The 12,856-nt window shown below is 69.7% G+C and carries 14 protein-coding genes and 1 pseudogene; 9 read left to right on the top strand and 6 right to left on the bottom strand.

All coding sequences use genetic code 11. From position 1 onward, the window contains the following. A partial coding sequence (locus AB0J09_RS38235; RefSeq protein ID WP_360702029.1) for a helix-turn-helix transcriptional regulator occupies nucleotides 1-564 on the bottom strand: 564 nt, incomplete at its 3' end. Between the two features lie 103 nt (nucleotides 565-667). Here AB0J09_RS38235 and AB0J09_RS38230 point away from each other — a divergent pair. Beyond that, a complete protein-coding gene (locus tag AB0J09_RS38230) occupies nucleotides 668-1,375 on the top strand; it encodes an SDR family NAD(P)-dependent oxidoreductase (RefSeq protein ID WP_360702026.1) in 708 nt (235 codons plus the stop codon). Nucleotides 1,376-1,525: 150 nt separating this feature from the next. On the opposite strand, the gene AB0J09_RS38225 is transcribed toward AB0J09_RS38230, so the two are convergent. Both AB0J09_RS38225 and AB0J09_RS38220 read right to left on the bottom strand, forming a co-directional pair. Further along, complete coding sequence (locus AB0J09_RS38225; RefSeq protein ID WP_360702024.1) at nucleotides 1,526-2,023, bottom strand: hypothetical protein; 498 nt, start codon at nucleotides 2,021-2,023, stop codon at nucleotides 1,526-1,528. A 124-nt stretch (nucleotides 2,024-2,147) separates the two neighbouring features. Next, nucleotides 2,148-2,333: a hypothetical protein gene (locus AB0J09_RS38220; RefSeq protein WP_360702021.1), complete on the bottom strand. Its 186-nt coding sequence runs from the start codon at nucleotides 2,331-2,333 to the stop codon at nucleotides 2,148-2,150. On the opposite strand from AB0J09_RS38220, the gene AB0J09_RS38215 reads away from it, so the two are divergent. Together AB0J09_RS38215 and AB0J09_RS38210 are read left to right on the top strand one after the other, a co-directional pair. After that, nucleotides 2,311-2,478, top strand: a complete 168-nt coding sequence (locus AB0J09_RS38215; RefSeq protein WP_360702018.1) for a hypothetical protein — start codon at nucleotides 2,311-2,313, stop codon at nucleotides 2,476-2,478. The two genes, AB0J09_RS38220 and AB0J09_RS38215, sit on opposite strands and share 23 nt — an antisense overlap. 271 nt (nucleotides 2,479-2,749) lie before the next feature. Continuing rightward, on the top strand, nucleotides 2,750-2,962 hold the full coding sequence (locus AB0J09_RS38210) for a hypothetical protein (RefSeq protein ID WP_360702016.1): 213 nt from the start codon (nucleotides 2,750-2,752) through the stop codon (nucleotides 2,960-2,962). A gap of 323 nt (nucleotides 2,963-3,285) precedes the next feature. Here the strand turns inward: AB0J09_RS38210 and AB0J09_RS38205 are convergent, their stop codons facing one another. Continuing rightward, complete coding sequence (locus tag AB0J09_RS38205; RefSeq protein ID WP_360702014.1) at nucleotides 3,286-4,818, bottom strand: alpha/beta fold hydrolase; 1,533 nt, start codon at nucleotides 4,816-4,818, stop codon at nucleotides 3,286-3,288. Nucleotides 4,819-5,292: 474 nt separating this feature from the next. On the opposite strand from AB0J09_RS38205, the gene AB0J09_RS38200 reads away from it, so the two are divergent. The 6 genes and pseudogenes from AB0J09_RS38200 to AB0J09_RS38175 all read left to right on the top strand — a co-directional run bounded on the left by AB0J09_RS38200 (nucleotide 5,293) and on the right by AB0J09_RS38175 (nucleotide 9,488). Continuing rightward, a complete protein-coding gene (locus tag AB0J09_RS38200; RefSeq protein WP_360702011.1) occupies nucleotides 5,293-5,949 on the top strand; it encodes a helix-turn-helix domain-containing protein in 657 nt (218 codons plus the stop codon). A 62-nt stretch (nucleotides 5,950-6,011) separates the two neighbouring features. After that, nucleotides 6,012-6,647 carry a hypothetical protein gene (locus tag AB0J09_RS38195; RefSeq protein WP_360702008.1) on the top strand — a complete coding sequence of 212 codons (636 nt, stop codon included), beginning with the start codon at nucleotides 6,012-6,014 and terminating at the stop codon, nucleotides 6,645-6,647. A 29-nt stretch (nucleotides 6,648-6,676) separates the two neighbouring features. Beyond that, nucleotides 6,677-6,781, top strand: a pseudogene (locus AB0J09_RS38190) (hypothetical protein); the annotation flags it as partial. A gap of 493 nt (nucleotides 6,782-7,274) precedes the next feature. After that, on the top strand, nucleotides 7,275-7,880 hold the full coding sequence (locus AB0J09_RS38185) for a dihydrofolate reductase family protein (protein WP_360702005.1): 606 nt from the start codon (nucleotides 7,275-7,277) through the stop codon (nucleotides 7,878-7,880). Between the two features lie 52 nt (nucleotides 7,881-7,932). Continuing rightward, complete coding sequence (locus AB0J09_RS38180; protein WP_360702003.1) at nucleotides 7,933-8,256, top strand: YciI family protein; 324 nt, start codon at nucleotides 7,933-7,935, stop codon at nucleotides 8,254-8,256. Next, nucleotides 8,253-9,488 (top strand): DUF6596 domain-containing protein, encoded by a 1,236-nt coding sequence (locus AB0J09_RS38175; RefSeq protein ID WP_360702001.1) that lies wholly within the window; start codon nucleotides 8,253-8,255, stop codon nucleotides 9,486-9,488. The genes AB0J09_RS38180 and AB0J09_RS38175 overlap by 4 nt, the downstream gene beginning before the upstream one ends. A gap of 93 nt (nucleotides 9,489-9,581) precedes the next feature. On the opposite strand, the gene AB0J09_RS38170 is transcribed toward AB0J09_RS38175, so the two are convergent. Both AB0J09_RS38170 and AB0J09_RS38165 read right to left on the bottom strand, forming a co-directional pair. Beyond that, nucleotides 9,582-9,896: a hypothetical protein gene (locus tag AB0J09_RS38170; protein WP_360701999.1), complete on the bottom strand. Its 315-nt coding sequence runs from the start codon at nucleotides 9,894-9,896 to the stop codon at nucleotides 9,582-9,584. A 30-nt stretch (nucleotides 9,897-9,926) separates the two neighbouring features. Further along, on the bottom strand, nucleotides 9,927-12,856 hold a 2,930-nt coding region (locus AB0J09_RS38165; protein ID WP_360701996.1), incomplete at its 5' end, for a S8 family serine peptidase.

The raw sequence follows: 12,856 nt of genomic DNA, 5'->3' as shown, positions 1-12,856 counted from the left end.
GTAGCGGCCGGCGGCCGCGCGCAGGTCGGCGACCAGCGCGGCCTCGAAGGCGCGCAGGGACTCCGGCGTGTGCCGTGTCCGGCTGCCCGGGCCGAGAAAATGGCGCCACACCCCGTTGCGCTGGTTGCCACGCCATCCGGACGGATCGCCCATCAATGCCGTGTACGGAGGGTTGGCCATGAGCAGCGTCCAGGACGCGTCGTAGACCGCGACGGGTGTCCCGGTCAGCCTGTCCAGCATCCGCTGGACGCTCGGGGTGATGTACGCGGGCACCGTTTCCGGGCCCGGCGGCGCCAGCCCGGCCAGCCGGAACAGATGCGCCCGCTCGGCTTGCGACAGCCGCAGTGCCCTGGCCAGAGCTTCGACGACCTGTGCCGACGGGTTGGACGCGCGGCCCTGCTCGAGGCGGGTGATGTAGTCAACGGAGATCCCGGCCAGCAGCGCCAGCTCCTCACGGCGCAGCCCGGTCGCGCGCCGGTGCCCGCCGGTGGGCAGCCCGGCGGCCCCTGGCGAGACCCGGTCGCGCCAGAGGCGCACCGCCTGCCCGAATTCCGTTGTCGCCATACCCACCAGTCTGCACCTCGGGCCGCGGACCTGCCTGGTACCGGCAGTCCCAGGAAGATGGGACGGCTGGCTGACCACACCGCTCCGGCCGGAAGCTGGGGGCATGACAACAACACTGATCACCGGAGCGAACAAGGGACTCGGCTTCGAGACCGCCCGCCGACTCATCGCAGCAGGTCACACCGTCTACATCGGCAGCCGGGACGCCGAACGCGGCCGCCTTGCCGCGGAGCGGCTGGGCGCGCGGACGGTCCTCATCGACGTCACCGACGACGCGTCCGTCGCGGCGGCGGCGAAGGCCATCGAGGCCGACGGCGGACTGGACGTGCTGGTCAACAACGCCGGCATCGAAGGGCGGACCCGGGATGGAGGTGTGATCGGCGCCGCGGAGGTGACCGGCGACGTGATGCGGCACCTGTTCGACACGAACGTCTTCGGCGTGGTGCGCGTCACCCACGCGTTCCTGCCGCTGCTGCAGCGGTCCGCCGCCCCGGTCGTGGTCAACGTCAGCAGCGGTCTGGGCTCGATGGCCCGGGTCACCGCCTCGGGCACACCGACGTACGCGTATCCGGGGCTCGCCTATCCGGCGTCGAAGGTCGCGGTCAACATGATCACCGTGCAGTACGCCAAGGCGTTCCCGGGCATGCGGATCAACGCGGTGGAGCCCGGTTACACCGCGACGGACCTGAACGGGCACACGGGCACGCAGACCGTCGAGGAGGGCGCCGAGATCATCGTCCGCATGGCGCAGGTGGGCCCCGACGGCCCGACCGGCGGCTACTTCGACGCCGCTGGGACCCTCCCTTGGTAAGAGGGGATGGTTCGTGCGAGTGCGGGTCGGGGGGCGGCCTGGGCGGTCAGCGCGGCGTACGCGGGTGCTGCGTGAGCGGCCGCCGGTCCCGTCCGGGCGCTCGAAGGTGCTGAGCTGGCGAGCGGGGAACTCACGACGTGCCGGTTCGGTTCAGTAGTGGGCCACCCAGGTCTTGAGCGCGAGGATGGCCAGTCCGAGCGCGAGGTTCGCGACCCCGGAGAGGACCACGATCCGCGTCGAGGAGCGGGCCTTGACGGCGGCCGCGACGGCCCAGGCGACCTGGCCCGCCACCGCGACACCCAGCGCCACCCAGGTCGCGACCACGTCGGACATCCCCAGCGCCGAGGCGAAGGCGGCACCTACGGCAGGCGGGAACGAGGCCTGAGCCACCGGCCATTCGTGACGGCCGGCTTCGCGGAGCCGCCGCCAGGTCAGGCCGTCCGTTCCGTGGGTCACGACCAAGGCGTAGACGTGGGCGACCCAGAACACCACGCCCGTGCAGAGCAGCACGACCACGAGGCTCCCTGCCGAGATCGGGGTGCCGTCCACCGCGGTGCCGGCCGCGACCGAGGCCGCCAGCAGCGAGCCGTACACGGCCCCCGCGAACTCGGCCCGCTCCGGGGTTCCCTCGGTGTCACGCGCGTTCATGGCAGCAGTGTCGTCGGCAGCCTGCCGGGCTCGACCGGTCGGCGTGCGGGACGATGCACAGTTTTGGGGTGTTCGAGAAGATCACGCGCCGCCGCGGGGGGCCGCGCCGCCGCGAGGAGCTGCGTCAGTTGCCGTGGAAGGGAGTCCAGTTCCCCAGGTACGCCCGAACGGTGTACTCGCGCGCCTGGGCGTCGGTGAGCTGCGGCCGGTCCGGCGTGACGGCCGCGCCGGGGCCGGTGTTGCGGTACTCGGCGAAGCGGCCCTCGCCCTCCCACGGGTCGTCCTTGATGCTCCGCCAGAGCGGCAGCATCCTGGTCAACTGCACGGGCAAGCAGACCACCAGCGGCTCCGCCTTCAGCCCGAGCTCGTTCTACTCCTACAGCCTCGACCCGGCCGCCAACGTGCCGTCCCTGCTCAGGACGTACGCGGGCCCCCAGGCCAACATCGGGACCTGACGGAAGCGCGAACCGGCGCCCCACCTGCGCCTGGCAGGTGGGGCGGCGGTCTGGTGGACAACGACCGGGCCCTCGGCACCCTGATACGCCTTGTCCGCCAGGGTGATGATGCCCGCGTTCTCGAGTGCACGCAGAAGGCCCCGGATGCAGGCGGCGCTCAGATCGTGGGCCTTGCCAGGCAGGGCGCCCCAGGTCCACAGAATGGTCCTGTCCGGCGAGGCGATGACCTTCCACATCGACCGCGAGAACCACCGCCACGGTCGGCCTGCTGGTGCGGCGCTGGTCGCACCGCTCCAACTGGTCGGACACGCACCGGCTGGCGCTCGCGGCAGGGGCCATGCTCACGTACGCCTGGCACTCGTTCCCATGGAGGCCGACCTTGACCGTGCCCATCAACCAGGCGGTCGACCTGACCAGCAACACGATCACAACGGTCGGCGCGATCGTCCTGCTCGTGATCGCGGCACGCCGGGTCTCCACGTGACCAGCGGGCAGCGGCCACGGACCCTACCAGCAAGAGATGGTCGCAACGCCGCGTGCACGCTATCTCGCATGACCTCGCAGGAGCCAGGCCGGGTCGGTGGTTCAGCGGCCGGTGCGGAGTTGACCGGTTGCAGGGCCATGACGGAGGCCGTCGCAAGCACGACCGACAGAGATTTGCGAAGCATCGAAACTCCTGACTCTTGGTTCAGAATGACGTGGTCGAAGAGGTCGGATGCTGCACGCGTCCGGAGATCGGCTCCGCTGCGAGTACGTGCTGCGGCTGGTGGGCGGGCGCCGCGCGGGGCGCCCGCCCATCGTGCCGGGTCAGTGCAGGGGCCGGCCGGTCACCGACAGCGGCCGCTCCTCCGTCGCGCGCACCGAGGCGGGCGGCTGCGAGGGGTATTCGGGAGCGCAGTGCGTGCCGCTCGGCGGCAGTTTCAGGCTGGTCAGGTAGGTCTCGATGTGGGTGCGGGCGCAGGTGCTGTTGCGGTACTGGCCGTGGCCGACGCCGTCGTACTCGAGGATCGTGGTCTTGGGGATCTGTGCGGCCGCGGCGTAGTTCCAGGCTGCCGGGGTGCCGACGTCGTAGCGGGCCTTGGGCAGCAGGGTGGGCTGGGTTCCTGAGATGTCCAGGCGGTGCTGCGGGTTGGTCACCTTGCCCTGCCAGTTCAGGCAGCTCATCACGTCCGACCAGAACGGTGAGAGCTTGGTGTGCGGGTAGAGCGCTTCCAGCCGTTTGCGGTACTGGTCGAGCTCCTTGAAGCCGCTGACCTGCCACTTCCAGTCGGAGCACCAGATGGCCGGGTAGGCGTAGTTGACGGTCTCCGCCTTCGGCGTGGCCACGGTGCGGAGCTGGGCGGCCTTGCCGGCCTGGAGGGCCTTCAGGGTCGTGGCCACGTCGAACCAGCTGCCCGCCGGGTCGTACATGCCGTCGAACAGGAACACACGCAGCTGCTCGGCCGTGATCGGATCGCCGGTCGAGGGGTCCTTCAGCGTGCCGTCGGCCGCCTTGCGGTGCAGCCCGTCCCAGAGCGCCGTGACGTCTTGGCCGTGGAGCGGGCAGGACTGCGTCTGGCCGCACCATCTGGCGAATGCCTTGAACGAGCCCTCGAAGTCCTCGGTGGTCGTCTGCAGGTAGCGGAAGGCGGAGGTGATGCTGTGGTCCATGTTCGAGTCGATGGCCATGGCCCGCAGGTTGCGCGGGAACAGCTCGGCGTACTGCTGGCCGACCTGGGTGCCGTAGGAGATGGCGAAGAAGCTGAGCTGCCGCTCGCCCAGCGCGGCGCGGATGGAATCGACGTCGCGGGCGGCGCTGGTGGTGTCCACGTGGTCGAACACCGGGCCGGTGCGCTCGCGGCAGTTCTGCGCGAGTTTCGCGTTGTAGGCGAGCCAGGCCTGGTACTCGCTCTGGCTGGCCGGGTAGGTGAGCGGTCCCTGTTCCACCACGTCCAGGTCGCACTGGATGGGGTTGCTGCGGGCGACGCCGCGCGGGTCCACGCTGACCAGGTCGAAGTACTGGCGCAGCGCGCTCTCGGCGGGGATGGCGTTGTGGAGGATGAACGGGTTGATCCCCGAGGCGCCGGGCCCGCCCGGATGCACGATCAGCACGCCGATCCGCTTGGCGGGGTTGAGCGCTTTGAGCCGGCCGATCGCCAGGTCGAGGGATGCGCCCGACGGGTTCGCGTAGTCGACCGGGACCTTGATCGTGGCGCATTCGCCGCCATAGTCGCCGCACGCCTCCCAGCTGACGGGGGCGGGGGCGGTTACCTGGGGTTTCGGTTTGGCTGAGGCGGCTGTGGCAGTCGCGGTGACGAGCGCTAGACCCGCCAGGAGGGCACTGACTAACCTTTTTCGCATTGAATTCCTATCTCAGATTGCTGCTGTCCTGCCAGGTGGCCAGGACAGATCAACGCGTGGACCTGATGCGATGCCTCGATCGCCGTGGAGGTGGAGTGGCACGGCGGCCGACCCCGGTCCCTTGAGAGGATCGGCAGGGTCCTCGGCGCCTTCGCGTCCCGCCGAATCTCGGGCCGCCCGCAAGAACGGTGAAGAGCGTGGCCCAAGGGAAGTGGTGATCCATCGCTGGGCCATGTGCCCCCACGCGCCAGACTGACCGCTGTCGCCCTCGGCGGCGGTCATGCCGAAGCCAGTCTTCCAGCCGTTTCCCAGCTTCTGCGCGAGGCCCTCGGCTCCGCTCAGACGAAGATCCTCATGCGACCGCTTCCGCCAACGTTCCAAGATCGACCCGTTACTTTCGGTAATTGCTCCGGTCAGAATGGCTCCCCAGAAGATACATCATTCCAGAGCACGTGCTCTGTTATAGTGGTGGGCATGCCTCGTCGTCGGACGCATGATCTCGATCGGTTGCTGGATGTCGCCGAGCAGCTGGTGGCCGACGGCGGTCCGGAGCGGTTCACGGTGCGAGCGCTGGCGGCGGCCTCCGGGGTGTCGAACGGGGCGATCTACCACGCGTTCGGGTCGTTGCCGGTGCTGCTCGGGCGGTTGTGGCTGAGGGCGGCGGGAGATTTTCTGGATCTGCAGGTTGAGCTCGTCGACGCGGTGCGTGGGGGCGACCGCGAGGCGGCAGTCGAGGCAGTGGCGGCGGCGGCGAGCGCGCCCGCGGTGTTCGCCGACCGCCGGCCCGCCGCGGCCCGGATGCTCATAGCGGTGCGCCGTGACCAGTTGCTCGGTCCCGAGGTGCCGCAGGAGCTGGCCGAGGCGATGTTCGCCTTGGACAAGCGGTTGGTGGCGCTGCTGACCCGCCTGTCGCGGGCATTGTGGGACCGAGCTGACGGAGCCAGCGTCGAGGTGGTGACGCTGTGCGTGGTGGACCTGCCGACGGCTGTGTTCCGCCGGGCGTTGACCGAGCCGACCACGGACGGCCGGCCCTCGATCGGAGCTGACAGCCGAGAACGTCTGAATGCCGCCGTCCGCGCGGTCCTCACCCTCCCGCCGCCCCCACGGGCCGTGCGGCCTTCTGGCGGTTGATCGTGGTCGACAACGATTCGGCCGGAACTAATGGGCAGGGAGCCGACATCACAGTGATCGCCATGAGAAGATCGCCGGCCCTGATGGCGCTCGCGCTGACCGCCGCCTGCTCGGCGCAGGCCGGCAACCGGCAGGCCGACGACCGGGTGCTGCACGACCCTTCCACGTGGCCGCTCGCGGCGTTGTCCACGGCCGCGGTGCCCGAGAAGAAGCTGCCGGTGGAGGCCGAAAGGGTGCTGGCGCGGGTCAGGGTCGGCGGTCACGACCTCGTCGCGTGGATCCACACCCGCGGCGTGTGCGGGCTCACCGAACAGAGCGACGGCGTCGGCCGGTCGTTGTCTGCCCCGCTTGACGAGTCCGGCAGCACGACCACCGCCGAGGAGGGCTTCGCGGGCCCGTCCGAGCCCGCTGCCGTGGCCATGTACGGAGAGAGCGAGGTGATTCTGTTCTGCACGCCCACCCGCATGTTGGTCAAGGTCAAGACCAGGGATACCGAGATCACGCTGGACGGGCACGCCGCCGCTCAGGCGTCCGGTGACGGTGTGTCGGTGGTCGTCGGCACGCCTGCCGCCCGCAAGGAGTCGCTACCTCAAGCGACGGTGGAGGCCCACGAGAGAATCGGTCACGTAATGATCAGACGGTGGCCTGCTGGCGCGCGGCCGGGTCAGTACGGAGGATTCGGCGGCATCGAGACCTGATCTTCTTCCGCGCCTCGGAGAAGATCATCTATCCGCACATCGACCAGCTGTTCGGCGAGAGCGGCCGCAACGTGATCGAGTGGAAGCTGATCGAGAAGCACTGGGTCGACCTGATGCAGGTGGCGATCTCCATCAGTGAGGCACCGACGTCGAGCTGGCCGCTTGATCACCAGCTCGCAGGCCAGGCGAGGGGAAGTTAGGAGAGCTCCAGCGAACTCGACTCAGGACCTGTTGCTCACCCAACTCCGCCACACCCACGCCACCGAACTCATCGACAACGGCATCTCCATCGAAGCCGACGCAGTGCTCGGTCTGACGCCCGCATCCAGCGCTTCGGCGGCTACGCCACCGACGAGGTTGCCCTCGCGCCCGAGCCGTTCGACGCGCGGCACCACTGGTCAGGATCTTCGCGATCGACCTGGTCCACGAGCTTGTCCGCACTGGGCGCGCTTGAGGAGGTGGAGCGCAGTCGCCGCGACACTGTCGTGCTGTCGGATCGATGACGACCGGCATCCCGGAAAATTCTTCAAAGAAGTCCGGGAGGAGGTGTCGGATCGGGGCGGTGGTGTTCGTAGCAGGAGTGAGGTCGCCCGCAAGGGGCGGCGCCAAGGCAAAGGAACCGCGATCATGAAGCTGACGACCGTGACTCAGGTCACCATCGATGGAGTGATGCAGGGAAACGGCGGTGCGTCGGATGAGGACCGCAGGAACGGATTCGAGCGCGGCGGATGGGCGCGGGGGGCGGGTGACGACGAGACCAGGACGTTCATCACGCAGACCTACCAGCGCGCCGAGGCGTTCCTGTTCGGCCGGCGCACCTACGAGTTGTTCGCCGGCGCCTGGGGAACAATCGACCAGACACATCCCATCGGCGTGGCCTTGAACGAGGCCCCCAAGTACGTTGCCTCGACCACGCTCACCGCGCCGCGTTGGGAGGACACGACCGTTCTCCGCGGTGACCTCACGGCGGCCATCAGTGAGCTGAAGGCCAAGCCCGGGGGTGAGGTGCAGGTGCACGGCAGTGGCATCCTGACCCGGTGGCTGCTGGAGAACGACCTGGTCGACGAGATGATTCTGATCGTGATCCCGGTGATCCTCGGCCAGGGCGCGAGACTGTTCCCGGAGACCGGTCCGGATCTTGCGCTCGACCTGGTCGAGTCGCGGGTCGACTCGAAGGGCGTGACGATCCAGGTCTACCGGCCGGCCGGGCGCCCGCGGTATGCAAGGGCCTGAAGTCCCTACCATCGAACCACGCTGTCTTGACACCACAGGAGATGATCTTCAGATGCGGTACCTGGTTTCCGTGATCGATGACAAGAGCAATCCCGGCAGCACGGACAGGCGGCCTGCTATCAGCGCGTTCAACGAACGACTGATCGCCGAGGGCTACTGGGTTTTCGCGGGCGGACTCGCGGACACCGACGCGGCCACAGTCATCGACAACCGGGGCGAGCAGGCGGTGTTCAGCGACGGGCCTTTCGTGGAGTCGAAGGAGTACCTCGCCGGCATCTGGGTGTGGGAGGCCCCCGATCTGGATGTGGCGCTCAAGCTCGCCGCCGAGGCGTCGAAGGTCTGCGATCGGAAGATCGAGGTGCGGCCGTTCCAGTGAGCGACGTCGAGGAGGCGATCACCCGGGCCCACCACGACGAGTGGGCGCGCGTGGTGGCCGCCCTGACCAGGCGCTTCGGTGACCTCGGCATCGCCGAGGAGGCAGCGGCCGAGGCGTTCACGACCGCCGTCGAGCGGTGGCGGGCCGACGGCCTGCCCCCCAACCCGGGCGCGTGGCTGACCACCACCGCCAATCGCAAGGCCATCGACCGGATCCGGCGCGAGAACAAACGCGACGACAAGCACAAGGAGGCTCAGATGCTGCACGACAACACCCCACCCGCGCCGCTGGGCGCCATCGACGACGACCGGCTCCGGCTGATCTTCACCTGCTGTCACCCGGCGCTGGCGGTGGAAGCGCGCGTGGCGTTGACGCTGCGCATGGTCGGCGGTCTGACCGTGCCCGAGATCGCCCGTGCCTTCCTGGTGCAGGGGACCACCATGGAGCAGCGCATCACCCGCGCGAAGGCCAAGATCAAGGCGGCTCGCATCCCCTATCGGATGCCGTCCGCCGACGATCTGCCGGCACGCGTCTCCGGCGTCCTGGCCGTCCTGTTCCTCGTCTTCAACGAGGGCTACCTGGCCAGCGGCCCCGACACCGATCCCGTACGACACGACCTGACCACCGAGGCGATCCGGCTCACCCGCCTGATCCGCGCGCTCCTGCCGCAGGACGGAGAAGTGGCCGGGCTGCTGGCGCTGATGCTGCTCATCGAGGCCCGCCGCCCCGCCCGGGTCTCGGCCAGCGGCGAACTGGTCCCCCTGGCCGAGCAGGACCGCGGCGCCTGGGACGCGGAGCTGATCGCCGAAGGTCATCGGCTGGTGCGCGAGCGCCTGGCCGCTGCCGCTGCCGGGGTGGCTCCGGGTCGCTATCAGATTCTCGCTGCGATCAACGCGGTGCACACCTCCGCCCGCGACATCCGCGACACCGACTGGTCGCAGGTCCTCGCCCTCTACGACCAGCTCGTCCGCCTCGACCCCTCGCCGATCATCGCCCTCAACCGGGCCATTGCCGTGGCCGAGCTCGACGGGCCGGAGGTGGCACTGGCCATCGTTGACCGCCTCGCCGAGGCGTTGGCCGGCTATCACGCCTACCACGCCACCCGCGCCGACCTGCTGCGCCGGCTGGGCCACAGTCAGCAGTCACGCGCGGCCTACGACCGGGCCATCGAGCTGGCCGGCAACACCGGCGAGACCGCCTACCTCACCCGCCGCCGCGCCCAACTGCAGTAGCGCCCGCGTGTGAAGAGCGCACTTGATACAGCGATGAAAGGCGACGCGGAACGCTGCACTATTGAGGGGTCCCGGACTGGTGGGCTCGCTTATTCAACTGCCGTCAGTTCGGCGGGGTGGTCTGGGTAGTGGTGACTGTGTGTGGTCGCCTGGGGCGTAGCGGTTGTAGGTGGTTCCGGTCTCGGTGGCGAGCTTGGCCGTGGTGACGGGGTGGAAGCCGAGGGCGTCGGCGATGATCGGGGCGGGGCTGTCTTGGATGTGCTGGCGGAGGGCGGCTCCGCGAGCAGGGAGGGCCGGAATGCCGAGTTGACGGATCTGCTTGGCGAGCGATTCGGGTCGTAGCGGCTGTTCGGCTCGCCGTGCGCCACCTCTGAGGATCCCACCCGCCGCCACCGTCCTGATGGCCACGGTGGCGGCGGGTGATCTACCGCGCCCCGGTTACGGCTTGAGACCGAAGGCGCGGATGACGGTCTGGGTGACGCCGCCGCCGTTCCGCTGGTCGGCGGTGACCCGGATAGAGACGTATGACGCGCCGGCCGGCGCGTTCAGCGTCGCCCGCCAGGTGCCCTTCGTCTCCTTCTGATCCTGCGATTGCCACGTGTTCCCGTCGTCGTAGGAGACCTCGAGCCGGAGCCGGGAGACATCGTCCGCTGCGGAGGTGCCGCCAAGCACCGATGGTGTGATGGAGATTCCGGTCCGGCGATCCGCCCGGCCCGCGAGGTCCAGGTCGGTCGCGTAGTCCAGCTGGACCAGGGGGATCTCCTTCGTCTCGGTGGTGGCCCCGGAGGTGAAGCGCCACTCGGTGCTGGTGGTGGTCGAGTAGGGGCTGAGGTCGGGGCTGCCCGTCGTGTCCACGACCAGCCGGTACGGCAGTTCCCGATCGTCCAGCCTGCTCACGTCGAAGTAGTAGTAGGGAATCTGGAGCAGCTGTGTGTCCCCCTGGTAGAGCGAGAGCGTCTGGTTGGCGGGGCCGTCGTGCGCCGACCCGCCATCGCCGAGTCCCGCGACGGTCATGGTGAAATCGCCGGCTGGCAGCCGGTAAAGGGCGTCGGCGGCGAGCAACCGGGTCCGCATGACGGGCCCGAACCAGCGGTCCTCGTGTGCGCTGCCCGGCTTGTAGCTCAGCTCGTCGGTGGCCGTCGTCCACTCCTGCGTGGCGCCCGTCTGGCCGTTGGGGTACCGCAGGGTGCCGGACTGCTTCCACTGGACGCCGGGTCCGGTGGAGACCCAGTCGGTACGCGTCCCCGCGGCGACCGGCTCGCTGGCGAACGGAAGCTTCACGACGTTCCCCCACTGGTGCGCAGGGCCGCCCGGCCAGTCGTACGGGGGGAAGTCATCACGCATCTCTATGCCCTGCTTGCCGGGAGGCACGGCGAAGTCGAGGTCGATCCGGGCGAGGCTGCGCGGATCGGTGTCGGCAGACGGGTCGGCGGGCACGCCGCCGACGTGGTAGTCGGCCAGGTCGTAGAGGTACTTGGGCGTGGGGTGTGACTCGGCCGCCAGGTGGATCGGCCTGTCGGCCGCGGTGATCTTCTTGATCAGCTTCTCCCCCTCGTCCCGGCTCAGCGAGGCGACCGGTACCGATCCGGCGGTGGTGTGGTCGGGCTCGCCGTACCACCAGTCGCCGATCCGACCGGATTCCTGGTCGACCACCAGGAGCATCGCCGCGCCGGCCACCTTCGCCGCTGCCTGCTGATCCGTCGGCACGGCGTCGGTGCTGCGCACGACCACGGCCTTGCCGCGGGCGGACAGGCCGGCGTAGTCGGCCGCCGTACCGTTGCCGGCGAAGACTGCGTCCAGGCGCGAGGTGCCGTCCGGCAGCGGCGGGGAGCCGGGTTGCGCGAGCGCGTCGTCGAGGCGTTCGCCGTCGTAGGTGATCGCCAGCGGCGTCTGCTTCGCGCGGAACCTGGTGCTGAAGGCGAAGCTGCCCTTCGTCACCTTGTCCTTGGTCGGCAGGGCCCACACACTGTCGTAGTCGGCCGAGGGGAACAGCACGTCGAAGACGGCCCCGGTGCCCGGCGTCGGCTTGCTGGAGGTGAAGGAGCGCCAAAGGTCGAGCCTGCTGTCGACGACGGCGGTCGGCTTGGGCGTCGCCACCTTCACCTGCCGGGCCCGCGAGGCGTCGAGGTCCACGTCCCGGTCGGTCGTCAGGTCGACCTCCGGGGCGGCCAGCACGGCCTCCCCGAGGGAGTGGGGACCGTGCGTCCCCTCGACGTCCGCGTACGAGCTGAGCGCGTACGTGCCCGGCGCCCAGCGGCTGGTGAGCGATCCGTCCTCGGGGACCCACAGCCAGGAGTCGATCCCATTGTCGCCGGCGATGTGGACCGCGCCGCTCATGGGCCGTCCGGAGCGGTCCTCCAGGTGGACGGTGAGGTTGCGCTTCTCGGCCTCGACGGAGGCCCCCGCGGCCGTGTGCGCGAGTACGGCGCCGTCGCTGTCCTTCGCCAGGACCTGGGCGGCGTACTGCCCCGCCGCGAGCCCCTTCGGGTCCACCACCAGGCCGACCTGCGCGGTTCCCCGCGCGGGCACGGAGACGTGGTCGGCATCCAGCGTGAACACCCCCGCGCCGGAGTCCGCTCGGTCGACGGAGAGGTCCAGCGCGACGGGGGAGTCCGAGGTGTTGGTGTAGGTGATCTCACGCTTGATCGGCTGCGGCGGCGTGGTGCGCGACCATGGGATGAGTCCCGCGTCCACCGACCCGGTCGCGACGACCCGGGCGAAGTACGCACCAGACGCCGACATCCGGCCAGTTCCGGCCTTGTACGGGTTGCGCTCGGAGGTCAGCGCGCTGGTGCTCATCAGGGCGTCTTTGATCTGCTGCCCGCTCCAGCCGGGATGCTTCTGGGCCAGCAGGACGGCCGACCCGGCGACGTGCGGCGCCGCCATGGAGGTGCCGTCGAGCCCGGTGTAGTAGCCGCTGCCGGTCGCCATGTACTGCGAGCGTGCCGCCACCACGCCCACCCCGGGGGCGGTGATGTCGGGCTTGAGGCCGTCGTCCAGCAGACGCGGCCCGGCGCTGGAGAACTGGGCGAGATTGTCGGAGCCGTCCACCGCGCCGACGGTGAGGGCGGCGTCCGCCGTTCCCGGCGCGCCGAGGTGGTAGGAGGTGTTGTTTCCGTCGTTGCCCGCGGAGATGACGAAGAGCGCGCCCGTCTCGGCGCTCAGCCGGTTCACGGCCTGGCTCACCGGATCGTTCTGGCCGTGCCGCGACGGATCGCCCAGGCTCATGCTGATCACCTTGGCGTGCTCGGTCCGCGCCGCCCACTCCATGCCCGCGATGACCCAGGAGTCCTGGCCCGTTCCCTTGTTGCTGAGCACCTTGCCCACCAACAGGTCAGCCTTGGGGGCGACCCCGCGCTCCACGCCGT

The organism is Nonomuraea sp. NPDC049784 (assembly GCF_040659615.1).
Classification (GTDB): Bacteria; Actinomycetota; Actinomycetes; order Streptosporangiales; family Streptosporangiaceae; genus Nonomuraea.
This window is presented reverse-complemented; position numbering and strand designations above follow the sequence as displayed.